19 protein-coding genes are annotated in these 25,878 nt (G+C 66.5%); 9 read left to right on the plus strand and 10 right to left on the minus strand.

Translation table 11 applies throughout. The annotated features are described in order from the left end of the window. Together ACSBP4_RS12320 and ACSBP4_RS12325 are read left to right on the plus strand one after the other, a co-directional pair. Positions 1–1,181 (plus strand): bacterio-opsin activator domain-containing protein (locus ACSBP4_RS12320; RefSeq protein WP_435552371.1); only part of this gene is annotated, 1,181 nt, incomplete at its 5' end. Between the two features lie 345 nt (positions 1,182–1,526). Continuing rightward, positions 1,527–2,261: a helix-turn-helix domain-containing protein gene (locus tag ACSBP4_RS12325; RefSeq protein WP_049966318.1), complete on the plus strand. Its 735-nt coding sequence runs from the start codon at positions 1,527–1,529 to the stop codon at positions 2,259–2,261. 178 nt (positions 2,262–2,439) lie between these two features. Here the strand turns inward: ACSBP4_RS12325 and ACSBP4_RS12330 are convergent, their stop codons facing one another. Further along, on the minus strand, positions 2,440–2,625 hold the full coding sequence (locus ACSBP4_RS12330; RefSeq protein ID WP_006179631.1) for a DUF5786 family protein: 186 nt from the start codon (positions 2,623–2,625) through the stop codon (positions 2,440–2,442). Positions 2,626–3,157: 532 nt separating this feature from the next. On the opposite strand from ACSBP4_RS12330, the gene glmS reads away from it, so the two are divergent. Together glmS and ACSBP4_RS12340 are read left to right on the plus strand one after the other, a co-directional pair. After that, complete coding sequence (gene glmS, locus ACSBP4_RS12335) at positions 3,158–4,969, plus strand: glutamine--fructose-6-phosphate transaminase (isomerizing) (protein ID WP_006650331.1); 1,812 nt, start codon at positions 3,158–3,160, stop codon at positions 4,967–4,969. A 660-nt stretch (positions 4,970–5,629) separates the two neighbouring features. Continuing rightward, positions 5,630–5,836 carry a DUF7563 family protein gene (locus ACSBP4_RS12340; RefSeq protein WP_006179629.1) on the plus strand — a complete coding sequence of 69 codons (207 nt, stop codon included), beginning with the start codon at positions 5,630–5,632 and terminating at the stop codon, positions 5,834–5,836. Between the two features lie 90 nt (positions 5,837–5,926). Here ACSBP4_RS12340 and glmM read toward each other — a convergent pair whose 3' ends face one another. After that, positions 5,927–7,252 carry a phosphoglucosamine mutase gene (gene glmM, locus ACSBP4_RS12345; protein WP_435552372.1) on the minus strand — a complete coding sequence of 442 codons (1,326 nt, stop codon included), beginning with the start codon at positions 7,250–7,252 and terminating at the stop codon, positions 5,927–5,929. 264 nt (positions 7,253–7,516) lie between these two features. Here glmM and ACSBP4_RS12350 point away from each other — a divergent pair, with 264 nt between their 5' ends. Both ACSBP4_RS12350 and ACSBP4_RS12355 read left to right on the plus strand, forming a co-directional pair. Then, positions 7,517–7,777: a MarR family transcriptional regulator gene (locus ACSBP4_RS12350; RefSeq protein ID WP_435552373.1), complete on the plus strand. Its 261-nt coding sequence runs from the start codon at positions 7,517–7,519 to the stop codon at positions 7,775–7,777. A gap of 185 nt (positions 7,778–7,962) precedes the next feature. After that, on the plus strand, positions 7,963–9,390 hold the full coding sequence (locus ACSBP4_RS12355) for a sodium-dependent transporter (RefSeq protein WP_435552374.1): 1,428 nt from the start codon (positions 7,963–7,965) through the stop codon (positions 9,388–9,390). A 68-nt stretch (positions 9,391–9,458) separates the two neighbouring features. On the opposite strand, the gene ACSBP4_RS12360 is transcribed toward ACSBP4_RS12355, so the two are convergent. Both ACSBP4_RS12360 and ACSBP4_RS12365 read right to left on the minus strand, forming a co-directional pair. Then, complete coding sequence (locus ACSBP4_RS12360) at positions 9,459–10,472, minus strand: lipid II:glycine glycyltransferase FemX (RefSeq protein WP_435552375.1); 1,014 nt, start codon at positions 10,470–10,472, stop codon at positions 9,459–9,461. Next, a complete protein-coding gene (locus ACSBP4_RS12365) occupies positions 10,469–12,097 on the minus strand; it encodes an alkaline phosphatase family protein (protein ID WP_435552376.1) in 1,629 nt (542 codons plus the stop codon). Before ACSBP4_RS12365 ends, ACSBP4_RS12360 begins: the two co-directional genes overlap by 4 nt. A gap of 229 nt (positions 12,098–12,326) precedes the next feature. Between ACSBP4_RS12365 and ACSBP4_RS12370 the strand changes: the two genes are divergently transcribed. Continuing rightward, the gene (locus ACSBP4_RS12370) at positions 12,327–13,442 is read left to right on the plus strand and encodes a DegT/DnrJ/EryC1/StrS family aminotransferase (RefSeq protein ID WP_435552377.1); all 1,116 of its coding nucleotides are present in this window, start codon (positions 12,327–12,329) and stop codon (positions 13,440–13,442) included. 36 nt (positions 13,443–13,478) lie between these two features. Here ACSBP4_RS12370 and ACSBP4_RS12375 read toward each other — a convergent pair whose 3' ends face one another. Both ACSBP4_RS12375 and ACSBP4_RS12380 read right to left on the minus strand, forming a co-directional pair. Then, on the minus strand, positions 13,479–15,236 hold the full coding sequence (locus tag ACSBP4_RS12375; RefSeq protein WP_435552378.1) for a helicase HerA domain-containing protein: 1,758 nt from the start codon (positions 15,234–15,236) through the stop codon (positions 13,479–13,481). 114 nt (positions 15,237–15,350) lie between these two features. Beyond that, on the minus strand, positions 15,351–17,315 hold the full coding sequence (locus tag ACSBP4_RS12380; RefSeq protein WP_435552379.1) for a DEAD/DEAH box helicase family protein: 1,965 nt from the start codon (positions 17,313–17,315) through the stop codon (positions 15,351–15,353). Between the two features lie 135 nt (positions 17,316–17,450). Between ACSBP4_RS12380 and ACSBP4_RS12385 the strand changes: the two genes are divergently transcribed. Further along, entirely contained in the window at positions 17,451–17,627 is a 177-nt protein-coding gene (locus tag ACSBP4_RS12385; RefSeq protein ID WP_373633338.1) for a hypothetical protein, read from the plus strand. Here ACSBP4_RS12385 and ACSBP4_RS12390 read toward each other — a convergent pair. Next, positions 17,620–18,579 carry a transcription initiation factor IIB gene (locus ACSBP4_RS12390; RefSeq protein ID WP_006179619.1) on the minus strand — a complete coding sequence of 320 codons (960 nt, stop codon included), beginning with the start codon at positions 18,577–18,579 and terminating at the stop codon, positions 17,620–17,622. The two genes, ACSBP4_RS12385 and ACSBP4_RS12390, sit on opposite strands and share 8 nt — an antisense overlap. Positions 18,580–19,327: 748 nt before the next feature. Between ACSBP4_RS12390 and ACSBP4_RS12395 the strand changes: the two genes are divergently transcribed. After that, a complete protein-coding gene (locus tag ACSBP4_RS12395; protein WP_006179618.1) occupies positions 19,328–19,921 on the plus strand; it encodes a DUF7344 domain-containing protein in 594 nt (197 codons plus the stop codon). Between the two features lie 407 nt (positions 19,922–20,328). Here the strand turns inward: ACSBP4_RS12395 and ACSBP4_RS12400 are convergent, their stop codons facing one another. From ACSBP4_RS12400 to ACSBP4_RS12410, 3 genes are all read right to left on the minus strand, one after another. Next, positions 20,329–22,140 (minus strand): hypothetical protein, encoded by a 1,812-nt coding sequence (locus ACSBP4_RS12400; RefSeq protein ID WP_435552380.1) that lies wholly within the window; start codon positions 22,138–22,140, stop codon positions 20,329–20,331. Between the two features lie 392 nt (positions 22,141–22,532). Next, a complete protein-coding gene (locus ACSBP4_RS12405; RefSeq protein ID WP_084158308.1) occupies positions 22,533–23,483 on the minus strand; it encodes a hypothetical protein in 951 nt (316 codons plus the stop codon). Between the two features lie 513 nt (positions 23,484–23,996). After that, positions 23,997–25,784 (minus strand): hypothetical protein, encoded by a 1,788-nt coding sequence (locus ACSBP4_RS12410; protein ID WP_435552381.1) that lies wholly within the window; start codon positions 25,782–25,784, stop codon positions 23,997–23,999. Between the last annotated feature and the right edge of the window lie 94 nt (positions 25,785–25,878).

Below are 25,878 nucleotides of genomic sequence, written 5' to 3' on the forward strand. Positions count from 1 at the left end.
TGGCGGCGGAGACCCGCGAGGCCGTCGAGGAACGGCTCTGCGAGGGAGTGGCCTCGCTCCCGCTTCCGGCCGCGGCCGACGGCGTCGCGCTCGCCTGGGTCGGCCGCGCGGACGACGGCCGCGAACGGCTCGTCCCGACGGCGTGGGCCGGTCGCGACGCCGGGTTCCTCGAGTCGGCGACGGTGGCATTAGACGGGAGCGAGGAGACGCCGGCTCACGCCGCGGCGACGACACGCGAGGCGGTCGTGATCGACGATCTCGCCGCGGATCCCGAGGCCGAACCCGTCGACCGCGCCGGCGGGGACTCGTGGCGGCGACGCCTGCGCGACCGCGGGTTCCGATCGGCGCTGAGCGTCCCCCTCACCGCCGACGAGTTCCGCTTCGGGACGCTGACCGCGTACGCGACGCGGCCGGGGGCCTTCGACGAGCGGACCCGCCGGGCCTGTGCCCACCTCGGGACGATCGCGGGCGCTGCGATCGGCGCGCTCGAGACGAAAGCGGCGCTGCTCGCCGACCGGGTAACCGAACTCGAGGTCGTCTGCCGGGACGAGACCGAGCCGTTGTCGTCGCTCGCCGCCCGGCTCGGGCGGGCGATCGACATCCGGGCCGTGATCCCGCGGTCGACGGACGGTTCGACGGTGTACTGTTCGATCTCGGACGGCGATTCGGACGCGATCCGGGACCGAGCCGCGGCCGCGCCGGCGGTCGAATCGGTTACGGTCGTCGGCGACGGCGACGACCGGACGGTCCTCAAGATCGTCTTTGCCGCGCCCACCGTCGCCGGGACGATCGCGGCCCACGGCGGCGTCCTCCGGGCGCTCGAGCCGGTCGACGACCGGACCCGGCTCACGATCGAACTCGGCGAGCCCGTCGATGTCCGCGCGTTCGTCCGCGCTCTCGAGCGGCGACATTCGGGGACGGAGCTGATCGCTCGCCGAACGCGGGAGCGACCGCCCCGGGCAGCGGGTGCGATCGACGAACTCGCCGGGCGCCTCTCGGAGCGACAGCGGCGGACGCTCGAGGCGGCCTACCACGGGGGATTCTTCGAATGGCCCCGCGACCACACCGGCGAGGAGATCGCGGCCACCCTCGGAATCTCCCAGCCGACGTTCAGTCGCCACCTCCGGCTGGCCCAGCGGAAACTGTTCGCGTTGCTGTTCGACGACGCCGGCGAGGCGTGATCGCTCGCCGGCGACCGAACCGGCGGACTCGCTCGCACCCCTCCGAGCAGCGGTGACCGGTCCGACCCAACCGGCATCGGTCACCGGTCCGACCCGGACAGCGTCGGTGACTGTCCGGACGTATGACGGTCTTACCGTACCGATCCGTCGGGTAACAAACTCTTTCCGGCTCGAGACGAACCGGACAGCGAGCTGACGGATGAATACGTATTGATGTCGGCACCCCGTCCGCTTCCGTGTATAGCGTCCACGACCATGTACTCGGCTCCTAATGAGCCATTCAATGAGTGCGTTCGAGGTAAGAACTGATTACAGCGGCCGTCCGGGCGGGCGGGGGATGGTCCTGTGAGCATCGAGATCGCCGACGGCGAGGACCGACCGGAGCCGGGAGCCGACGCCGACGGAACCGCTGCCGACGCGAGCGGCGTTCGATCGACGGCCGACGGCGGTATCGTCGCCCAGCTCCGGCTCGATCACTCGCGGCTGTTTCTGGCCCCCTCGCTCCGGCGGGCCCCGGACGTCACCCTCGAGCCCGACTACTGGACCGAGCCCGAACCCGGCCGGACCGTCGTGTTCGTCACGGCCCACGGAACCGACCTCGAGGCGTTCGAGGCCGGGCTCGAGACCGATCCTACCGTCGCCGATCCCGTCCTCGTCGACCGCTATCCGGACAGGCGAGTCTACCGGGTGGCCCTTACCGACCGCGCAGTCACGTTCACCGCCGCGACTGCCGCCGTCGGCGGTCGTCTCCTCGATTGCTCGAGCTGCCGGGCCGGCTGGCAGCTCCAGTTGCGGTTCCCCGACCGGGACCGACTCGTCGCGTTCAACGACTACTGCCGCGAGCGCGACGTGTCGATCACCGTCGATCACCTCCGGGTGTCCGACGAGGAAGACGACGGCGTCGTCGCCCTGACCGACAAACAACAGGAGTTGCTCGCCGTCGCCTACGAGGAAGGCTATTTCGAGGTCCCTCGCGGCATCTCCCAGGACGAACTCGCACAACGACTCGGCGTCTCGAAGTCGGCCGTCTCCCAGCGACTGCGACGGGCGATCGGCGAACTCTGCGCACAGACGCTCTGACCGAGCCCCAGGGCCGCCCATTCCTCCAGCGGTGTCTCGCCGTTGCAGTTCGTCCCGACGCTCTCCGATCGAGCGACGACAGTCGTACGTCCGCGCGAGAAAACCGAGATGTAAGCAGTTCGACGACCCTGCGGGCCGTCGCAAGCGATTCCGGGCGCTCCGGTCGCCTACCGACGCGTTACTCGTCGTCTTCGTCGTCTTTCATCGCGCCGAGCTGGTCGACCAGCTCGTCCGTCGATACGTCGGATTCGAACGACATCTCGCCATGATGGTCGTTTTCGTGGACGTTGACGGCTTCGACGTCCTCGTCGTCGTCGGCAGTCTGCTCTTTTTGTTCGGATTCGTCGTAGCTACCAAAACCCATACGTACACGTTCGCCGCCACTGCAAAAGGTGTGCCGGTTTTTGCCCTTTTCTGTCAACGTGGCTGCACCCCTTCGAAACCGGGTCGACCGGTCCCGTGTCCGCCCCCTACCGATCGTTTTGCCGTCCGTACTAGAGCGGCAATCCCCTGTTCGTTTGCCGTACTTTTCACCGCCGGCCGACGCCTTCGGCAAAACCGCTCGAGAGCGCGGCCGGGACCGACGGTTCGGTCGTGATAGCGACTCGATACGGCGACCCGTCCCCCGCATTCGAAACGGCCGAACCGCGACTCAGGCCTCGAGTACCCGGAGACTACGGCGTTCAGTAGTCCGTCTATAGTAATGGGTTCGGGAGGGTTGCCTTGGCTCATGGTCGCGTACCGGTTGTCATCTCGAACACTCGATTCGGATCACTGTGCTGTCAGATCGCGTCGGCCCTCGTCGTCGGGGGCGAGCCGGGCCGTCGCTGCACACGCAACTACCGTGAGCGGGCCACACGACCGTCACTACCGGCCCGACGGGGGGTGAGCCACCGATGTGTGGCATCATCGGCCGCGTCGGCGACGGCAACGCTCTCGAACCGCTGCTGACGGGCCTGGAAAACCTCGAGTATCGCGGCTACGATTCCGCGGGCGTCGCCGTCCAGAACGGCTCCGGCATCAACGTCGAGAAACGCTCCGGGAAGGTCGAGGAACTGAAATCGTCGATCGGCGAGCCGCTCCAGGGGGAGGTCGGGATCGGTCACACCCGCTGGAGTACGCACGGGCCCCCGACCGACGCCAACGCCCACCCGCATACCGACGAGAGCGAGGACGTCGCCGTCGTCCACAACGGTATCATCGAGAACTACACCGAACTCAGAGAGCGGCTCGCGGCCAACGGCTACGAGTTCACCAGCGACACCGACACCGAAGTCATCCCGCATCTCGTCCAGTACTACCTCGACGCCGGCTACGACAGCGAGCCGGCCTTCCGACAGGCCATCGACGAACTCGAGGGCAGCTACGCCGTCACCGCGATGGTCTCGGGCGAACACGTCCTCTACGCGGCCCGCCGCGGGTCGCCGCTGGTCGTCGGCATGGAGGACGGCGAGTACTTCCTCGCCAGCGACGTCCCCGCCTTCCTCGAGTACACGGACAGCGTCATCTACCTCGAGGACGGCGACGTCGTCGTCGTCGACGAGGACGGCGTCGAGTTCACCGACCTCGAGGGGGACCCGGTCGTGCGCGAACCCGAAACAGTCGAGTGGGACCCCGAACAGGCCGGCAAGGGTACGTACGACCACTTCATGCTCAAGGAGATCCACGAACAGCCCACGTCGCTGTCACAGGCGATCGAGGGCCGGATCGATCCGGCCGGTGGCCGGATCGCGCTGGCCGACTTCGAACCCGGAACCTTCGCCGACGTCGACAGCGTCCAGTTCGTCGCCTGTGGGACCTCGTATCACGCCGCGCTCTACGGCTCGCTGGCGCTGAATCAGGCGGGCGTCCAGTCGACCGCCCTGCTGGCCAACGAGTACAGCGTCTCGGCCCCGCCGATCGACGACGACACGCTGGTGATCGCGGTCACCCAGAGCGGGGAGACGGCCGATACGCTCACTGCGCTTCGGCGGGCCGCCCGCGAGGGTGCCGCTACGCTCACCCTGACGAACGTCGTCGGATCGACGGCCGCCCGCGAGGCCGACGACGCGCTGTTTATCCGGGCCGGCCCGGAGATCGGCGTCGCCGCGACGAAGACCTTCTCCTCGCAGGCGGTCATGCTCACGCTGCTGGCCCAGCGGATCGCCGCCGACCTGCGGGGCGAGCCGCCGGCCGACCTCGAGGCGCTCCTACCGGAACTGGAATCGATGCCGGCGGCCATCGACGACGTTCTCGCAGGGTCGGCCGCAAAGACCGTCGCCAGACGCTACAGCGACAGCGAGGCGTACTTCTTCATCGGTCGCGGGCTCGGCTACCCCGTCGCGCTCGAGGGGGCGCTGAAGTTCAAGGAGATCACCTACGAACACGCCGAGGGCTTCGCCTCGGGCGAACTCAAACACGGGCCGCTGGCGCTGGTGACGCCGGAGACGCCGGTGTTCGCGATCTTCACCGGACAGGAAGACGAGAAGACGTTGAAAAACGCCGAGGAGGCACAGACCCGCGGCGCGCCGGTGATCGCGGTCTGTCCCGACGACCACCCGGCCGTTGAGGTCGCCGACGACCACCTCCCGATCCCCGACACCGAGCCCGATCTGGCAGGCCTGCTCGCGAATGTTCAGCTCCAGCTCGTGTCGTATCACGCCGCCGATCTCCTCGGCCGTCCCATCGACAAACCGCGGAACCTGGCGAAAAGCGTCACCGTCGAGTAAGCGGTCCCCGGCGACCCGATTCCTCGGGTCCGCGTTCCCACTGCTGTCGTACTCTCGTTTTCGACCCGCCCGCTGCCGCTCTGGACGCTTTTCTGTCACCCCGAAAAGCCCGATCGGTCGGTTTCGAGCAGGGGTCACCGAGGCCGCAGGACCCGAGGCCACCCCCGTAGCCCGGTCCGCACGGCGTCGTCGATCGCGACCCGTACTCGAACGACATCGGAATCGAACGTGGAGGGTCACGCTGGCGATCGAGGTCGCCGGTGGCGCCCACCGGAACCTGGGTATCGATCGATACCCTCCGGTTAGCCTAGGTGTTTGCCGCTCGTATAAATGGCACACCTGATAGCTACGGCCGTCGCTTCGTCGGTCGCGATCCGCCGGGTCGCGACGAGTTGGGTGTCGGTCTCGTGACGACGGTTCACGCCTTCCTATCGAGGCCCGTCTCTCGGTTGGGTTCGTGCGAGTTCGAACGGACTTGGGCGGCGATAAAGACGTTGTTACTCGCGTTTAATATCGTATTTCCCGCGGCTCCGTGTCTCACACTCCCGATCCTCGAACAGTCTTCCGACTCGAGCCGTTCCGGGATCGCGTTGCAATCCCCTGCTGCGACCGGTATTATGCGGTCTATAGTAAATACCGTTCTGTCGCTACGGACTGTTGATGTCGACGGACCCATCCGCCAACTGGACGCCCATGACGGCCGGCCAGCAAACGACAGCCCCCCGATGTGTCAACTGTGGGAATCAGGTGACCCGCCAGTTCGCTCGCGTGTTCGGCGACAACCGCGACGTCGTCCACGCCTGTCCGGACTGTGCGACCTACCGCGAGATGAAGACTTCCGATTTCATCCCGAAAGAAGCCAGATAACCGACGTTTTCGACCGGATCGTAGTCGTCGTCGCACCGTTGTTCCGCTCACACCTCGAGTCGCACCGTTCTCCCGTCGTACTGTCGCCGCCTACGCCGACGAAGGGATGGCCTCGGCGAGCAGCGACTGGGCGGTGTCGAACAGATCGTCGGCGTCGGCCGGCGATCGTGCCTCCGCGGTGACCCGGATCAGCGGCTGGGTCCCGCTCGCACGAAGCAGGAACCAGCCCGCCTCGGTCTCGACTCTGGCGCCGTCGAGCGTATCGACCTCGTCGTATCGCTCGTCGACCCGCCGTCGAACGGCGGCCATCGCGGCCGCCTTGTCCGCGACTTCGACCGACGTTCGCCGGATCGGATACCGCTCGATTTCTCCGACGAGGTCCGACAGCGATCCCCGATCCGCGACCAGTTCGACCAATGTACAGGCCGCGAGCGGCCCGTCCGGACACCGGGTTTCTGTCGGCCAGATCCACGCGCCGCTCGGTTCGCCGCCGAAGACTACGTCCGGCTCGGTCGTCCGCTCGGCGACGTAGACGTCCCCGACCCGCGTCCGGGTCACCGATGCACCGACCGCCACGAGCGCGTCGTCGACCGCGAGGCTGGTATCGACCGGTGCGGCGACGCGGTCGCCCTCGCCGGCCGCGTCCCGGGCGAACAGTGCAAGGAGGACGTCTTTCGGAACGAACGCCCCGGTTTCGTCGACCGCCAGCATCCGATCCGCGTCGCCGTCGTGGGCCAGTCCGATCTCCGCGTCCGTTTCCGCGACCAGCGTCGACAGCGTCTCGAGGGTCTCGGCGGTCGGCTCGCTCGGTCGGCCGGGAAACGAGCCGTCCCGCTGCCCGTTGAGCGTCCGCACCTGACAGCCCAGTTCGTCGAGGACCGATGCCGTCACCCCGCCGGTACCGTTGCCGATATCGACGACAACGCTTGGCGTCCGCTCGAGGTCGACCGCCTCGCTGAGCGCGTCGGCGTGGTATTCGCGAGCGCCCTCGCGACGAACCCGGTCGCCGATTCCCTCCCAATCGGCCAGGTCGTAGTCGTCCTCGCGGACCCGCCGCTCGATCGCCTCGCGCTGGTCGGGACCGAAGGCCTTCCCCGACGGCGTCCAGAGCTTGATCCCGTTGTCCGTCGCCGGGTTGTGCGACGCCGTGATCACGACGCCAGCGTCGGCCTCGAGATGATCGATCGCGCGGGCGACCGTCGGCGTCGCCTCGACGCCCACCGTCACGACATTGGCGCCACACTCACACAGCCCCGCCGCGACGGCGTCGACGAGCATCGCCCCGCTCTCGCGAACGTCCCGTCCGACGACGACGCGGTCGTACCCCTCGGACGCGACCGCGCGACCGACCTCGAGGGCGGTCGCCGCCGTCACCTCGTCACCGACCCGGCCACGAATACCGCTCGTTCCAAACATACGATTCTCTGCGTGGGGCGAGTGCCTTACTATGTGTGGATTAACCAGCCGACGAGTGGGGTAGCACCGGCTAGGATCGCCGTTTTCGACGGGGGTCGTGGGGTGGCGTCGGCCGTCCGTGTCCGGTCGTCTGTCACGTCGATACGACCGGTTAGCATCCGCCTGTCTGGCTGAACTGTCTGGGCCGTATATATGACCGACGCGGGTAGGATCGAACAGCATGGGACCGACACAGCCAGCGGCCGTCCGATCGAGTCGAACCGTATGAGCGCGACCGAGTCCGACACCCACGGTGACGATCCCGGAACCGACGTCTCGCTCGACGACCTCCCGCCCAGTGCGAAACTCGTCTACAAGGTCCTCGAGTACGAGGAACCGCTCACACAGGAGGGCATCGCAGCCGAGTCGCGGCTCTGTCCTCGGACCGTTCGCTACGCCCTTGGGAAACTCGAGGAGCAAGAACTGGTCGCCAGTCGCGTCTGTCTCGAGGACGCGCGCCAGTCGACCTACCGGATCCGCGAGTAGTCTCGGTGCCCCCGTTTCGCCGGCGTTGCCGCGTTCCCATCGTAGCCACTGCAAGTCGGTACTGACGGGCAAGAACTGACCCGGGTACGCGTCGTATCGGAGTCCCCGCTCCCATGTCACTGCGAATGGGGGTATGGCACTGATAAACAATTCTTATGCTCGCCGAGTCGATTTCCTGAGACAGAATGGTACGTGAGAGTTGGACGAGCCGGGCCGGATTCATTTTGGCCGCGGTCGGAAGCGCGATCGGACTGGGGAACATCTGGCGATTTCCCTGGATGACCGCGGAGAACGGCGGGAGTGCCTTTCTGCTGTTGTATCTGCTCATCGTTCTCCTCGTCGGGGTACCGGGATTACTGGCCGCGTTCGTGATCGGCCGCCGGTCGAACCGGAACCCAGTGGGGGCGTTCAAATCGCTCTCCGGATCTCGCTTCTGGACGGTGTTGGGCGTCCTCTGTGTCGCCACCTCGATCATGCTGATGTCGTTCTACAGCGTCGTCGGCGGGTGGATCCTCCGGTACTTCCTCGAGAGCGCGACGGGTGCCTATTTCGCGGCCCCCGAAACCCACTTCGCGGCGATCAGCTACGGTGCCGAAGCGTTCGGCTACCAACTCGCCGTCCTCGCGGCCACGTCGCTGATCGTCGCCGCAGGGATCAGACGCGGCATCGAGGCGTCGACGAGGGTGATGATCCCCGGCGTCGTCGTGTTGCTCGTCGGACTCGCGATCTGGGCGGCCCGCCAACCCGGCGCTGCGCAGGGATACGAGTTCTACCTCGCGTTCGACGGGGCGTACCTCGCGGCGAACTTCCTCTCGGTACTGGGCGCAGCCGCCGGCCAGGCGCTGTTTACCCTCTCGATCGGCAGCGGGACGATGATCACCTACGCCTCCTACATCGACGACGACCGCTCGCTTCCACTCGACGCCTCGGCTATCGCCGTGTTCAATCTCGGTATCGGCATCCTGGCCGGACTCGTGGTGTTCCCGTTGTTGTTCTCGTTCGCGCCAGGGCCGACTGCTGGCGGCCCCGGTGCCCTGTTCATCGGGATCGCCGGCGCGTTCGCGAGCCTGCCCGGCGGGCGGCTCCTCGGCGCAGTCTTCTTCCTCGTCGTTCTCCTCGCGGCCCTGACGAGTCTGATCAGCATGCTCGAGATTCCGGTCTCGTTTCTGGTCGACGAGTTCGACCTCGAGCGGTCGACGGCGACCCGGGGACTGTTCGCGCTGGTCGTCGTCACCGGCGGCGTCAACGCGTTCAGCCCCGCGGTGTTTACGCTGTTTGCGGACCAGCTCGTCAACCTCCTCCTGATACTCGGCCTGACCGGGTTCATGACCTACACTGCCTGGGTTCTCGGCCCGGCCGCGATCGAGGAGTATCTCGCGGGTGCGGGACGGTTCTCACGCCCGCTGGTGGTCCCGTGGCGATACGCGATCGGGACCATCTTTCCGGCGTTTCTCCTCTTTACGTTCTACGCCGACGTCACGGCGCTCGTCGGACTCTCGGCGGGAACGGGACCGTTGTTAGTCGCAGCGGTGCTGACGCTGCTGGCGCTCGTCTTCGTGGCCCGCCGGTCCGTCTCCGAAAACCGACCGCAACCGAGCGAGCGCGCGGACTGACTGCGACGCGTCGCTCAGTGCGAACCGAACGGTTGCGCTGTGATCGCGGCGGCGTCACGCCCTCGGCGTTACCGGTGTTTCTGATACTGATCGACGAGGAGATCGATCCCGAACGCGCCCCGCGTGATCTCGTAGTGGGTCTCGAGGCGGGGGTTGAACTTGGCCTTGTAGCGGTTGATACTGGGGACGCCGGCCCCGACGAGGTCGTATTCGTCGATCCCCTCGCGGAGCCCGTCGCGCATGACGTGCCAGTCCAGGAGGTCGTTGATCGCGATATCGACGTCGACGTCGGGCTTGACGCCGCCTTGCCACCGGTAGCGGGTGCGGTCGGACTCGACGACGAGGATGCCGCCGAGGAACTCGCCGTTGACCCGACAGGCGTAGGGCCGGATCGCGCCCTCGGGCAGCGTCTCGTACAGCGACCGCGCGAAGCCGGGCCGCAACCGGAACGGCTGATCCTGGCTCTCGTAGCGCTGCCGGACCTTCTCGACGATGCGTTCGACGTCGTCGCCGTCGCCCTCCTCGATGACGTACGCGTCGTCGTCGGCGTTGCGGACGTTGCTGCGAGCGTCACTGCTGAACCGCTTCAACAGCTCCTCCTCGCTGCCCTCGAGGTCGACGATGTAGGTGTGACCGGGGACGACGTCGTACTCGTTCCAGCGGAACGGCCGGATGTCGTCGAACGCGGCACCGGTGACGAACTTGCTGTACAGCGGCGAGATCGTCCCCTCGATCCACTCGAGACAGCCCTCGAGGAAGCGCTTGATCCGGCGGTCGGCCTTGCGGCGTTTGAGTTTCTCGACGTTCAACAGGGCGGGCCCGAGGTAGGACGTCCACGAGTGCGGGGCCGGCGAGAACGCGCCGGTGATCGGCCCCTTCGCGTACTCGAAGACGGGAAAGACCCCGACGGGTTCCTGTCCCTTGAACCCGGCGAGGAGATGGGGTGTCGTGTCGGTTTCCTCGCCTTGCAACGCCAGTGCTTCCGCCCGGAAGAACGGGTTCGTCCCGTCGGATCGCTCGACGTAGCGGTTCCACTCGTCGGCGTCGGTTCGCGGATCGAACTGCCGTATCTCGATGCTCATAGATATCCGAGGTCCGAGAGTCGGTCTTCGACGGTTCCGTCGTCGGTCGCGGTGATCGGGTCCGGATCGTAGGCCGGATACGCTCGCCGACGACCGCCGTCGACGGCCGACAGCGGCCCGCCGTCCATGTCGTCGTCGACCGGGACGTCGAACAGCGAACAGATCGTCGGCGCGATATCGAAGATCGTCGCCCCCTCGAGGTCGGCGGCCGCGTCGAAGGCCGGGCCGGCGGCCGCGACGACGCCGGTCCGCTTGTGGTTCCACGGCTCCATCGGCTCGCCGAACCGCTCCCTGCCGAGATCGGCGGCGATGGCGTTGTCGAACCCCGCGGGGATCGTCATCACGTCCGGGGCCCGCTCGACGTGTGGTCCTTCGAAGTAGGTCTCGCGGGGTTCGACCGCCTCGAACATCGGCTCGCCATCGGGGGTTCGGACGGCCGACAGCGACGCGATGAGCTCTTCCCGAACGGTCTCGTACGCCTCGGGCGGGACCGTGCCGTCGGGCTCCCGTCCCTCGAGGTTGATGCGGACGCCGAGTTCGCTCTTCGAGCGGACGTACGCCCTCGAGTCGGGGAAATCGACCTGCTCGCTCGCCGCCCGGATGGCGTCGTTGGGAACCCGCTTGCCGATCGGTTCCTTCAGGCCGACCCGATCGAGCGCGCTCGCGATCCGCTGGGTCGTGAGTCCGACCGTCGCGGCGGCGTTGAGCGCCCGTTCGATGGCGCTCGGTTCCCGGTCGCCGGCTTCGGAACCGTAGAGGAGGTCGTTCTCCCAGGTCTTCGACCAATCGGGCATCCCCTCGCCGCCGCTGCGGGCGCTGACGTAGCCCTCGTCACGGAGGTACTCGTTGAGTCGGAACTCGTCGCCGGTCACTTTCCCCATCCCGTGGTCGCTGACGACCAGCACGTTCGCCGGCTCGGTCCGCTCGATGGTTTCGGCCACCTGTCGATCTACCTCCCGATACACGGCCTCGATCGCCCGCTTGTCGCCCGGCCGTTCGTGAAACACCGAGTCCGTCTGCTGGAACTGCAGAAAGCCGAAGTCGGGGTCGAACCGCCGGGCGAGGTAGCGAAACGCCTTCCCCCGGAGTTCGATCGTCCGCTCGTAGCCCTCGATCGATCGGTCCGGCACCGGCCCGCTCTGGGGGTAGATCCAGTATTCGCCCCCGCATGCGAGCTTGACGTCCTCGAGGATCCCCTCGGGGTGACAGGCCGGTTCCTCGGGGGCGGTCAGCCCCGGTATCAGTGCGCCGTCGAACTCCCGTGCCGGATGGGTCACGGGGACGTTGACGACGACGCTCGAGCGGCCGTGATCGCTCAGCAGTTCCCAGATCGGTCGCGCCCGGACGTGGGTCGCGTTGACAACGTCCCAGTCGTAGCCGTCGAAGGTAAGGAAGTCGTAGACGCCGTGTTTGCCCGGGTTCTTGCCGGTGTACAGCGACGGCCAGGCGCTCGCGGTCCACGGCGGGATCTGCGACTCGAGCGGTCCCGCCGTCCCCTCCGCGAACAACCCCCGTAGCGTCGGCAGCTCGCCCGACTCGAACAGCGGCTCGAGTATCGGCAGACAGCCGGCGTCGAGCCCGACGACGAGCAGCCGAAGGTCGTCTCCATCCGTCGAACCTGCCATGGTGGCGTTGTGCCGGCGGCCGGGCTTTGTTATGCAAGTACTGGGACGCTGTAAGCCGATGCTGGCAGCGACCGTCCCGGAACGCGAGCGAACTGCGCGACCGACAGCGCGGCTGTAAGTCCCGGTTTCTCACTGGCGCTAACTCTGTACCCTCCGCATCACTAAGGGCACGGACGAACCGTCTCTCGCTGATGACCCTCTCTCCTACTGACCGCCCGCGACCGCAGGCATGATCAGTGCGACCCCGTCGGTGTTCGACGCCTCGCTCTCCCGGTCTGCCGGCGAGGGGATCGACGCCTACGTCGAGCGCCACGCTCCCGGCGTCGGCTACTCCTACTACGGTGCCGGCAAGGTCGCGCTTCGGGACGGCCTCGACGGCCTCGTCGAACCCGGTGGCAACGTCCTCGTTCCCGCCTACCTCTCGCCGGCCGTCGTCGAACCGTTCCGCGAACTCGGGCTCGAGCCCCGGTTCTACGCCCTCGAGCCGTCGCTCGCACCCGATTTCGACGACCTCGAGTCCCGACTGGACGAGGACACCGTCGCCGTCACCTCGGTCAACTACTTCGGGTTCTCCCAGCCCGGTCTCGAACGGATCGCCGACCTGACCGACGAGTACGACTGCTATCACGTCGACGACAACGCCCACGGGCCGCTCAGCGTCGCGGACGGCCGGCTGCTTGGTACCCACGGCGACCTCGGGTTCACGACGCTGCGGAAGTTGCTGCCGGTCCCCGACGGTGCCGTCCTCTACCGGGCCAGCGACGAGGTGGAAGCGGCGTTCGAGCCGTCGTCGCTGGCCGGCAGGGCGGACCGGTTCGGTGCCGATGACTATCGATATCTCGCCACGTCGGTCGCCGAAACCGCACTCGACCCGCTCTATCGATCGATCGAGTCGTTCCTCGACGACGACGATGTCTCGAGCGTCGATCCGATCGCCAGATACGAGGCCGCGAAGGCACCGATGTCGAAGCTCTCGGCGGCCGTCACCGATGCCGCCGATCCGGACGCGATCCGGACCGCCCGCCGCGAGAACTTCCGGGCGTGGGACCGCGTGCTGGCCGACCGCGACGACCTCGCCCCGCTGTACGAGGAGCTACCGACCGGCATCAGCCCCTACGAATATCCCGTGTTAGCGGACGACTCGTCGTCGTTTCTCGCCGAACTCGAGGACGCTGGCGTCGCCGGTGCCCACGGCTGGCCGATCCTCCGGGAGTCGGTGCGGGGCGACGACGCCTACGAGACGGCGAACCGCTACGCCGAGTCGGTCGTCGCCCTGCCGGTCCACCAGGGAATCGAGCCGAGCGCGATCGAAACCGTCGGCGATCGACTCCGGGGCCGACGGTGACGTTCCGACGGCGATGAGATAGCGGGTCGGAGCCGATCACTCGCTGGGGGTCGCACTCCGCAACTCAGCCCGGACGTCCTCGTGTAGCGCGTAGGTCCGCTCGCCCGCCCGCTCGAGGACGCCCTCGGTTCGCAGCTCCGAGACGAGACTCTGGACCGCGACCCGCGACCGATCGACCCGGGCGGCGACGGTTTCGGTCCGGAGCGGGCCCGTCCGCGCGAACAGTTCGACGATCGCTTCGGCCGTCTCGACCGAACACTGCGACCCCTCACAGGCGCGGGCGAGTCGGTCCTCGAGGTCCGTCTCGAGTATCTCTCCGATGCGACGGTCCTCGTCCGCGATGACGACTCCCTCGTCCGACCCGGACGAATCGGTATCGGTTCCGCCGCTCGAGTCTCTCTCCCTATCGTCGTCGGACATGTACCCGAACTCGACGGCGTCGCCGCCGGCTTGGACGATTTCGGACTCGTCCCCGCCGGCCGACTCCGCCCCGGCGTTTTCGGCTCCGCGCCCGTCGCCACCCGAGTCCTCCTCGCGTCTCGCCGCGCGCTCGCGGACGACCTCCCGCAACTGCTCGTTCTCCCCGCGGAGCCGCTCGAGTTCCGCGGTCCGGTCCTCGAGGTCGGCCTCGAGCGCCGCGACGCGCTCGTCGCGGTCCGCGAGCCGCGCGCGTAACTCGTCGCGTTCGTCCTCGAGATCGGCGATCTCCTCGTGGAGTCGGCGCAGGTCCCCGCCGCCCTCCGGCAGCTGAGATTGGACCGTCTCGGTGTTTTGCAAGGCGTCGGCCATCTGTCTGGCCGCGCTCGAGACGTCCCGCGCCGAGGAAAGTTCGTCCTCTAAGGTCTCGATCTGCGTTTCCTTCTTTTCGAGTTCGGTCTCGAGTTCCTGAATCCGGTCCTGTTCGCGGTCCTTGCGCTCGGAGATCTGCTGGAGGTCCCCGACCAGCGCGTCGGAGACGGACTTGAGTTCGGGCCGCTCGACGTCCTCGAGGCCGGGGGTCGCGCCGGCGTCGAAGGTCCGCTTGCGCCGGAACTGGACCTTCCGGACGTCGGTCTCGGTCCAGTCAGTCTGGACGAACGCCTGGCCGTCGTCGAGGTCGGAGACGAGATCCGAGTACTCGGTGTCGATGATCCGGCCGACGACCTTGGTGTCGTTGTCCCAGGTCAGCCGGTGCCAGACCAGCCAGTTGGCCTGCGTGATGAAGTCCTTCTTGACGTCGGCGGGCCGCTGGCTGATCCCCAGAATGCCGAGTCCGTGTTTCCGGCCGCGCTTGCTGATCTTGATCAGCAGGTTGCCCGTCTCGCCGACGCCGCCGCCCTCGGGGATGTACTCGTGGACCTCCTCGACGACGAGCAGGAAGGGCTTTTTGAGCTTCTTCTCCTTGACGAACAGCTGTCGGGCGACCTCCCGGAGCAACTCGTCGGCCACGTCCGAATCGAGATACCCCGAGACGTCGAGGATGACGGGGACGTTCTCCTCGAGCGCGATCGTCGCCATCTGCTCGGCGTGTTCCGGTCCGATCTGGATGTCACACTCCTCGTCGGCCCCCGCGTGCAGCATCTCGTACTCCTCTTTCAGGCCGTAGTACTCGCCGTCGGTGTCGACGATGAGCAGCGGGTAGCCGGCCTCGAGCAGTTCCTCGGCGATGACCGACGCGGTGTTTGACTTTCCGGAGCCGCTCTTCCCGGTCGCGAACCCGCGGCCGGTGAGGACCTCGATCACGGGCAGTTTGAGCGGCGCTCCATCGGCCGTCTCGCCGACGCGGATCTGGCGCTGCTGGGTGTCGTCGCTCACCGACGACCCACCCCGGCCACGCGCGAGTCAGTCATATCAGTACGGTTCGAACACGGCACCTTGAAGATTGGCCTCGGCTCGAGCCGCGAGGCCGCGGCGGCGAGGCTACTGCGGTCAGTCCTCGTCCGCGCCCGCACCCGAACCGTCCTCGTCCGCACTCGAACCGTCTTCGACCCGCTGCTCGCGGACCGTGATCCCCTTGCGGCCCAGGTGCTGGAGCTGTTTCCGGGCGAAGTCCTCCTCGCGGCTGCCCCGCGTCGCGAGGACGTAGACGAGCGCGCCGCCGGCGGGCCGCATCGTCCGGCCGGCCCGCTGGGTCCCCTGCCGGCGCGAGCCGCCCAGTCCGGAGGCGACGATGGCCAGATCGGCCGTCGGCAGGTCGATCCCCTCGTCGCCGACCCGCGAGATCAGCAACAGATCGCGCTCGTCGCGTCGGAACTCCTCGAGCAGCCGCCGGCGCTCGTGATGGGGCGTCTCCCCGCTGAGGAAGGGGACGTCAAGCGCCGCGGAGAGTTCCCGGCCCTGCTCAAGGTAGTCGACGAAGACGATCGCCTTCGCCTCGGGATGGGCCGACAGCAGGTACCGCACCTCGTCGATCTTGCCCCGATTGCGGGCGGCGATGCGGTACTTCTCCTGACCCTCGGCCGACGCGTAGGCGTTTTGCTGTTCGTCGTCGCCCCACGGCACGTAGCGGATCTCGAGTTCGGGTTCGGCCACGAAGCCGGCGTCGAACAGCGCCTCCCAGTCGGTGCCGATCGGCGGGCCGACCAGCGTGAAGATCTCGGTCTGGCGGTCGTCCTCCCGAATCGGCGACGCCGACAGGCCCAGCCGGTGTTTGGACTGCAGGTGCGTACTCCGCCGGTAGACGTCCGAGGGGACGTGCTGGCACTCGTCGAAGATCACCAGCCCCCACTCGCGGTCGTCGAACAGCGAGCGGTGGCGGTCCATTCCCGCGATCTGGTAGGTCGCGATCGTCACCGGACGGACGTTCTTCTGCCCGCCGTGGTACTGGCCGATCTGATGGGGCTCGAGCGAGGTGTACTCGACGATCGTGTCGGCCCACTGCTGGGCGAGGTCGCGGCTCGGGACGAGGACGAGGGTCTCGCCCTCGACGTGGGCCATCGCGCCCATCGCCGCGACGGTCTTCCCGCTGCCGGGCGGGCCGACGAAGACGCCTTCGCCGGCCTCGGCGAAGCGGTCGACCCACGTCCGCTGGTAGTCCCGCAGCGACACCTGCAGGTCGATCGCTAGCTCCTCGCCGGACTCGAGGTCGCGGTGGTCCTGGACCGGGTAGCCGGCTTCATAGAGGATTCGCTTGATCGCCGCTTCCGCGCCCTCCCGGACCCAGTCTTCCGTCTCGGAGATCGGCGCGTGGACGTGTTCCTCGTCGAGTTTCTGGCGGGCGACGTTGCCCATGATCTCGGGGGTCTGGGCCTCGAGGACGGTGTAGCCGTCCTCGTGGGTGGTCAGCCGGAACTGGTGGGCCCGATCCCACTGGCTGTGGACCCAGTCCTCTAAGTCCTCGGAGCGCTGGCCGAGCGCCTGTCGCATCGTCCGGGCGAGGTCGTCGAAGCTGTCGTGGGGCGTACTCCAGACGTCCTCGGGCCGGACGACGTAGCGGTATCCCTGGTCGCCGTTGGCGTCGGCCAGGTGGGCGAACTGGGCCAATTGTGCGCGCGTGAACTGGTCCGGCCGGTCGACGACGATTTCCCGGCGCTTCGGAAAGACGACCACGCGTTCGCGGTCCGTGAGGTCCTCGAGTTCCGTCGGATACCAGACCACGGGGTCGGTCGACACCGAGAGCCGCTCTATGTCGCCTCCCTCGGCCAGCGCCGCGAGCCGGTCGCTGGCGTCCTCGTGGGGAATCTCGAGCGCGCGGGCGACCGCCGCGGCGGTCAGGACGGGCCGCCCCTCACGCTGGCTAGCGTCGTGGAAGTCGGCGATGGTGAACTCCTCGGAATCGGTCGCCCCCGCGTCGGCGTCGGTCGCCTCGCCGCCGGCAGTCGACCCGCTGCCGGCCGACTCGTCGGGGTCGCTTCGCTGCTCGTCGGAGGGCGTCGCAGAACGTTCGTCGGTCACTGCCCGATTTAACGGCGGTGCGGATAAACCGATTTCGTTCGCGGGTACCGGTCGCTCGAGGCCGGCGGCTCCGTCCGAGGGAACCCGGCCACGTGCCCGGATAGCTATATCTGACTGGGCACTGTCGAATGGAGCATGTACCGCGCGATCCTCCCCGAGGGACAGATCGAGTGCGACCGGTACGACCACACGGAGACGGGCGTCGAACTCTACAACGACGACGAGCAGTTCATCGCGTTCGTTCCCTACGACAACCTGCACGCGCTGGTCGACGAGGCGTTCTACGGCGAGAACGACCGCTCGGTTATGTAGCCGGCTGCTGATCGATCGCCTCGAGTTGCTCCCGGTACCGGTTCCGGACCGTGACGACGGTCGTCTGGGCGGTGTCGGCGACGGCCCGCTGCGGGATGGTCTCGTCACAGAGCAGGCCAGCGGCGTAGATGGCCGCGGCCGCGAACCCGGTCGGCGACTTCCCCGAGTGCAGGCCCTGCTCGGTCGTCCGGTCGATGATCTCGACGGCCTTGGTCTCGACGTCCGTGCCGACGTCGAGTTCCGAACAGAACCGCGGGACGAACTGGCGGGGGTTCGTCGGCTCCAAGTTGATGCCCAGTTCGTCCGCGATGTACCGGTAGGTCCGACCGATCTCCCGTTGCTCGACGCGTGACACGGCGGTTACCTCCTCGAGGCTCCGGGGGATGTCCTCCTTCCGACAGGCGGTGTACAGCGAGGCGGTCGCGACGCCCTCGATCGAGCGCCCACGAATGAGGTCCTGCTCGAGCGCCTGCCGGTAGATGACACTCGCCGTCTCCTTGACCGGCTTGGGGACGCCCAGCGCGCTGACCATTCGATCGATCTCCGAGAGGGCGTACTTGAGGTTGCGTTCCCCGGCGTTTTTCGTTCGGATCCGTTCCTGCCAGACCCGCAGTCGATGGAGCTGGCCGTGTTTGTCCGCGGACATCGAGTGCCCGTTGGCGTCCTTGTTTCGCCAGTCGATGGTCGTCGTCAGCCCCCGATCGTGCATCGACTGGGTCAAGGGCGCGCCGACCCGGGAGAGTTCGTCGTGTTCCTGTGCGTTGAACGCCCGCCATTCGGGCCCGTAATCGATGGGATCTGCGTTCAGGACGAGCCCACATTCCTCACAGACACGCTCTCCCCGATCGGGATCGTGTACGATCGTGTCGGTCTCACAGTCGGGACACAGACCAGCCTCGACCTGCTCGGATTGTGATTCGTCGCTGGCGTGATCGATGATAGACCGCGTCATCAGTAGTCGATCGAAACCGTGCCGGCACTGTAAGGGGTTCACATGGTTTCGACGGAAACACCGACTTACCGTTCCCACCCGGAGATTCGAAGCGAAAAGCAAAGAGAAAGGACCCGACCATCGACTGTCCGCGAGCGAACAGCCCCGATGGTCGAGTCGAAACCGTGTCCCATCGGTCGTGTCCGGGCGAAACGACCGACTGTCGGTCGTTTCGACCCACTATGACCAATGATCACATGTAACAAGAAACGCCCCGATCGTTTCGGCGAGTCGCCGACGTAAATCACCCCTTCATTCCGTAAACTGCTCTTTCGTGTGTGAACTGTCGCTCGATTTTATATCGGTCCCAGCGGACGTTCGGTACCAGTGCCGTGTCCCGCTCTACCCCATCACCGCACGGTCGTCGTTCCTTCCACCCCTTACTCGCCCGTACGTCGTCGATATATGCACGCAATCGCCGGATACGGTCCGGACTCGACAGCCGTCGTCGTTGCTCGTCTCGCCCTCGAGGAACCGCCGCTATCGGTCGGTCGAGAAGTCGATCCGTACCTCCTTTGCAGACGGTGCGAAACGTAGTCGTGTTTAAGAGTATCTCTGTTGGTGTTCAACCTGGTGTGTCAAACGTGATTTCGACCCGCCGTTCGAACGTACAGCGGTCGTCGTCGAGTCGATACGCCGGTGATCCGGCGTTCCGGAGTCAGGGGGCTACAAGCTCGAATGGGGCCGATACGGCTGGGGGGAGTCGGTGATGTCCTCGATCGATACGTCGTTGCCCGACGAGATCGCATCGGTCGCCGACGACGAGGGCGAACGCCTCTCGAAGGACGTCATTTTCGAACTATTAAAGAACCGCAGACGGCGGGAAGTCCTCACGTACTTGCTGGAAGCCGACGAAACGGTCACCCTCGGCGAACTCGCCGAGCAGATCGCGGCCTGGGAGAACGACACCGATATCAACGCGCTCAGCTCCGATCAGCGAAAACGGGTCTACGTCGCCCTCTATCAGACCCACCTGCCGAAGATGGACGACGCTGGCATCGTCGAGTACGATCAGGACCGCGGGTTGATCTCGCTGTCGGACAATGCCGACCTGCTGATGATGTATCTCGATACCGAGACTCATCGACAGGACCGCTGGGACCGGTGGTACGCCGCCCTCAGTGTGGTCGGTGTTGCCGTCCTCGCTGCGGCGTCTCTCGGCCTTCCCGTGCTTGCTGCCGTCCCGATGACCGCGCTCGCCGCCGTCGTCGTCGCCGCGTTCTGTTGTCTCTCCGGTGCCCACCTCGTCCGGAATCGCCATCAGGAGCGCAACGTCGACGGCAAACTCTCCCGGATCGAGTGATCCTCGATCCGCCGGTCTCGGTTCGTCAGTTTCGCCGCCCGTCACTGCGGACGTTTTCCGACCGCTTTCGCCCACCGAGCGGTGGGTCCTCGCTCCAGCGGCCGGTCCCGATCCGCGAGCGCTCCGTCGCGGTCCGATCGCCGCGCCGTCGACCGATCGTCGCCGACCGCTGAGAAGCTTTTTGGTACCGGGTCCCGTAGCCACGGCTGGCTCCCGACGACCGTCATCCAGTACCGGAGCAGTCGCGTGCCAGCAGCTGTTCCAGGCGCGGGAGCCTTCTCGATACGACGACGATCCGTACAGTTCTCACGCCGTCTCGAGAGACGGGGCCGGCCACCGCTCGCGTCCGCCGTCGCCGCGTTCTGTGGCGGATCGCGCGCTCGCGACCAGTAAGAAAACACTCGAAATTATTGGTCGCGTGCGTTGTACTGCAGGTCGACCGCTGCGTCGCCGCGCAGTCGGAAATCGTCGAGATCGCCGTCAAACCAGTAGGCGTCGAGCCAGTTGCCGACCGCGCCGCGGACGGTTCCGTTCTCGACGACGTCCTCGTCGTCGATCGAGGCGTCGCGATAGTCCGATCTGACGACCGCGCCGTCGACCTCGAACGCGTAGGTCGTCGGCCCGTCGGCGTCGGTGCCGTCGATGACCAGCGCGTGGGGAAGCATCTCGTGATCGCCGTACTCGCTGGGGTCGATCGGTTCGCCGTCGACCGTGATCGTCGCAGCCCCGTCCGAGAACGTCACGTCGGTTACCGCACCCGAGAACCGGAACGTCTGGGTGCCGTCCGTGATCGAACTCTGGACGGTCGAACCCGAGACGGTCGTGGCCTCCGCGGCCGGCTCGTCGTCGGCGACGAGTTCGATCGTCCCGTCGACGGTGATCTCGTAGCTCGTCGCCGTCCCGTCGCCGCTGACCTCGAGAACGTGGGGAAGATCCGAACCGTAGTCGTCGGGGTCGACCTGCTCGCCGTTGACCAGCACGGAGCCGGGACCGTCGACGGTCAGTTCGGTGAGATCGCCGGCAAAACGGAAGGCGTCTTTCCAGTCGGCGACGCTGCCCTGGACCGCCGAGCCGTCGATTCGGTCCTCGTCGTCGATCGACGCGCCCTCGGCGGTCGAGCGCTCGAGTTCGCCGTCGACGGTGAACTCGTAGCGCGTCGCGTCCGCCGGACTGCCGTCGACCAGCAGGAGGTTCGGTAGCCCGTCGCTGTCCGTCTCGCCGGCCGAACCGGCGGTCGGATCACTCGAGCCATCGCTATCGCCCGTCGCGGCTTCCTCGGGCGTCGTCGGGACGCCGTCGGGGACCGAGAGGTCGGGGTCGCTCGAGACGGCGCTGGCGACGTCGACCGTCGAGCCGCTGGCGCGTTGAATCTCGCCGCGGACGCCGCCGCTTTGGAAGTCGACGCTGCCGGGCGACCCGTTCGCACCGGCTACGAGCGCGTAGGGGTAGGGGCCGGCCGCGAAGTGGGAATCGCGGATCGTCACGGTCCCGCCGTTCCAGACCCAGACGGGGCGGCCGCTGGTTTCGCCGTAGCCGCCGTAACCGGGGCCGTAGTCGGTGTCGTCGTTGTACGCGACGCAGTCGACGATCTCGTCGTCGGCGCTGCCACACCGGAACGTGGTGACGCCATTGTTCTTGCCGAAACAGCGCTCGAAGCGGACGCTGCCGCCGTAGGGCGTATTCGAACAGTAAAAGCCGTTGTTCGGGAACCCCTGAACGTTGCAGTGCCGGAACGTCACGTCGGCGTCGTTTTCCGGATGCATGAAGACGCCACCGGGGCCGTGAACGAAACTCGAGCCCTCCTTGGTCGCGCCGTCGCCGAGGTAGACGTTCTCGACGAGAATGTCGCCGACACCGGCCTTGATCGAGATCATAAAGGAATCGCCCCGGTACAGTCCCTCGAACCCGACGTTTCGGATCGTCGCGTTCGCGCCCTCGACGTAGAGCAGGAAGCCTTCGCCGGTGGTCAGGTCGATCAGTTTGTTCTCGAAGGTTTCACCGCGTCCGATCCTGATCGTCTGTCCGCGGGCCTCGATGGTCTCGTACTCGTCGCCGGCGGCGGCCGCCGCTCCCGTCAGCGTCGCCGCCGCCGTCGTCGCACCGGCCAGCTTCATGTACGATCGCCGGTGTAGTAATCCGTTCTTACCGCCGTCGTCGCTCGCCTCCCCGTCCGGGGAAGGGGACGACTCGCCGTCCGATACCGAAGGGTCGCGTGCCATGCAATCGGGTAATACGAGACTACCTGTATAAACTTTCCCCATTCCTGAGCGTAAAATTAACAGACTGTAACTACATACAGCACGATTCGTAGAAGATTCGGTGATATTCCGTGTCGTATTTTACGAAGTTCGAAATTCGACGTACGAGTTCGGTAAGTAGCTATTACCGAGACGGGCAGCCGACTCCGGGCCCGCTCGAGAACAGTCTCGGTCAGTAATAGCGGATTACTCGAGTTCCAGCGGCGGAACGTGGATGGGAGGACCGAATTCGGTGTGGTAGAAACAGCGGGGACGGCGGTGGAGGTGGGGGAGAAAGCGTCAGCGGGGCGGTAATGGGGAGGGTCGGAAAGCGTCAGCGGGGCCGAGATGTGGAGACGAGAGGCGTCGGCGGCTCAGTCCGAACCGCCCGACGCGGCTTCCTCGGGCGAGGTCGGAACGCCGCTGGGAATGACTGGCTCGGGATCAGTCCCTACGCTGTCACCGAGTTTGACCGTCGAGCCGGCGTGTTCGGCGATGCCGGCCCCGTCGTCGTACTCGGAGTCCGTAACGACGACCTCGGTCGGATTGCCGTTTGCACCCGCGTCGATGGCGGTGTTCTGTCCGTTCATCTCGATCTGGCAGTCCTCGACCTCGACCGTGCCGGGTGCCCACGCCCAGATCCCGCGGCCGACGTAGCCCTCGTTGGTGTCGACGTAGACGCTCGAGTTGGTGACCTTGCTGCCCTCCGTCCCGAGCCGGAAATGCGAGACGTAACAGTTGGCGGCGAAACTGCTGTCGATGTGGATCGTGCCGCCGCCCTTGTTGCCGGGCGCGGAGCCGTAGATCGCGTTGTCCGAGAAGTTCTGGATGTTGACGTTCTCGAAGTCGATGTGACCGTTGTGGTCCGGGGCGACCCAGAAGGCCGTCTGGCCGTGGCCGTTCGGGTTGGTGTTGCCCGTACTCGCGCCATCACCGAGGTAGACGTTCTCGACGGTGCTGGTGCCGTTGCCCGTATCTGAAATCCCGAACGTGGCGGAGCCGGTGCCGGAGGTGTTCTCGCCTTTGAAGCCGACGTTCCGGATCGTCCAGTCGCTGCTGTGGGCCGTGACGACGATGTCCTGGCCGGTCGTCATGTCGATGAGTTTGTTCTCCCAGGTCTCGCCCTCCTCGAGGGAGATCGTCTGTCCCTGGGCTTCGATGACCTCGTAGTCGTCCTCGGCCGCGGCCGCGCCGACACCACCGAGTGCGGTCGTCGCGGTCGCCACCGCAGCGAGCGAGCGCACGTAGTTTCGGCGGGTTAATCCGCTGTTACGGCCTGTCGTCGGCATAGATTCCGTGTCGGACGTACGGGGGTTCTGCGCCATACACTTGCGTAACTCCGACTTACACCCATAAACTTTTCCTTGGAGGTATGGCTTAAATTTACAGACTATATTTCTAACACTGTAGAATCGCGAACAATATACCGCTGTACGCTCACGAAATTACGAACGTAATCGTGAGGAATCGGCGGTCGGTAAGCAACTCTTTTCGGCAGGAAAGACGGGAATACAGCGGCCACTGGCCGGCTCGAGCCCGATCTCTCCGATCAAACCGTGTGTCTCCGTCTGGGACGGACGCCACCGTTTCGACGACACACGGTCGCGTTTTCGGCCGTAATAGCGTATTACCGGCGCTTCAACGGTTGTCGACGGTCGGATTACCCGCCGGGAAAGCGGACGGGACGGCCTCGAGGCGACGCCGGTAGGCGCGACGGGCGATGACGAATCGATCACGACTCGCGGTCCTCGATGTCTCTCGATCGCGCGGGCGGAAAACAACTTATTAGCTTGCTTCGGCGACCCACCGGAGCGACGATCCGAGACCGACGACGGTCGTTACGCGTCTCGGACGGCGTACATCTCGAACTCGTCGTTCGAGATGACCTTGTTCGCGCCGCGATACCGATCCATCCCCTCGAGGGCCGCGCGCCGGTAGTTGAGTTGGTCGTAGATATCGATCTCCTTCGTGCGGTCCCACTCCGTGTAGACGAAGTAGTACTCGTCGGTCGGATAGGCCCCGCTGTAGTTCCCCCTCGAGAAGACGGTCGCGTTGGCCGTGCCGGTGGCGGCCGAGGCGCTGCTGAGCGTGTCGTTCCCCGCGAGGCCGTTGATCCCGTGGTCGTACCGGTAGGGATCGTACCCCATCCCCACGTGCGGCGTCCCGTTGGCACCGTGTTCGAGCCCGTCCTCGTAGCCGCTCATCATCTCGGGGGTTACGTGCTGGCCGGGATTGTAGATCAGCGGCGAGGCGAACATCGTGAGCAGCCCGAGGACGAGACAGGCGCCGAGGACGAGCGCCGCGACGGCGTTCGCACCCGGCCTCGTGATCCACTTCGAAAGCCCGCCGACCAGCTGTGCCAGCGCGATCCCGGCGAGGATCGTCAGCAACACGTAGATGAAGCCGACCTGTCGGAACGCCATCGTCGGCGTGCCAAGGAAGTAGGCCGCGAAGAGGCCGCCGAGCGGGACGAGCGCGAGCGAGACGTAGTTGACGAACGCGCGGGGCTCGTCCGCGAGACTCGAACGGCGGACCCAGACGACCAGCACGAACAGGCCCACGACGAGGCCGACGATCGCCGCGTCGAGGAACAGCTTCACGAACAGTTCGGGCAGGCTGCCGCCGATCTCCGTCAGTGACGTCCCGCGCTGGTTCACCGTGTTGCCGGCCCCGGTGTCGTCCGCGAGCAGTCCGGAGACGAGCGCGATCGCCGACGACCGGAACCGCTCGTTGCCGAGCGCCCAGAGCCCGAACAGCCCGCCGAGAAGCAGCGTCTGTGCCGCCAGGGTCGGATGCTCGAGCATCGGATGGTCGTCGAACCGCCAGCGGGCGAGGTACTGGACGGCGGTGATCGCACCGATGAGGATGACGACGTTGAACATCTGCTGGGGGTGGACCAGCAAGAGCGCGATCGCGGTGAGAGCGAGGAGGACGCTGAACGGCGAGAGTCCGAGCGGGAGCCGCTCGACGGTCGCCCGGCGGCGGAGATAGGCGACGACCGCAAAGACGACCGGTGGGACGAGAAACAGCGCGTTCGAGTTGGTGTGGACGGCCATGTGGGTCGCGATGTTGTTGACCGGCAGGACCATCCAGGAGACGATCGCGGCGAGCCCGACCGCGAGCCCGCTGTCGGCCATCTCCCGGACAGTCAGGGGGACGAAAAGCAGGAACGGGACGAACAGGACGACCATGCCGAACAGGAGCGCGCGCTCGATCGAGACGCCACCGAGGAAGTGAAAGACCGATGCGAGCGCGTGGAGGCCCGGATAGAACAGTTCGTGGGGCGCCGTCCCGCCGGCGACGATGTCCCGCGTCCACCCCAGATGGCTCATCGAGTCGCCCATTCCGAGGAAGTGGTAGTTCCGGATCACGGGGAGGCTCGCGACGGCGGTGACCGTCATCGCGCCGAGCGCGATGCCGAGCCCCTGCCGCCGGCCGCGACAGGTAAGCGCCGTCCCGACTGCGATCGCGAGCGCGAGCGCGAACCCGACCCAGACTCCCGTCGGCGAGCCGGTGTACACCGAGGACTCGTATGCCGTCGCGGGGTTGGCTCTCGCGACGAGGATCCCCGCGGCGACCGCGAGGTAGCCGACCGCGAGCGTCACGTCGAGTCGCGAGCGGTTCACGCGTTCTCACCGCGCCCGTTCGGCGGGCTCTCGACACGCATGTATTGGTCAGTCGTCGGCACTGGCCACGTTTGTTATCCGTCTCTTACGGCCG

Source organism: Natrinema sp. CGMCC1.2065, assembly GCF_051225675.1.
Lineage (GTDB): Archaea > Halobacteriota > Halobacteria > Halobacteriales > Natrialbaceae > Natrinema > Natrinema thermotolerans.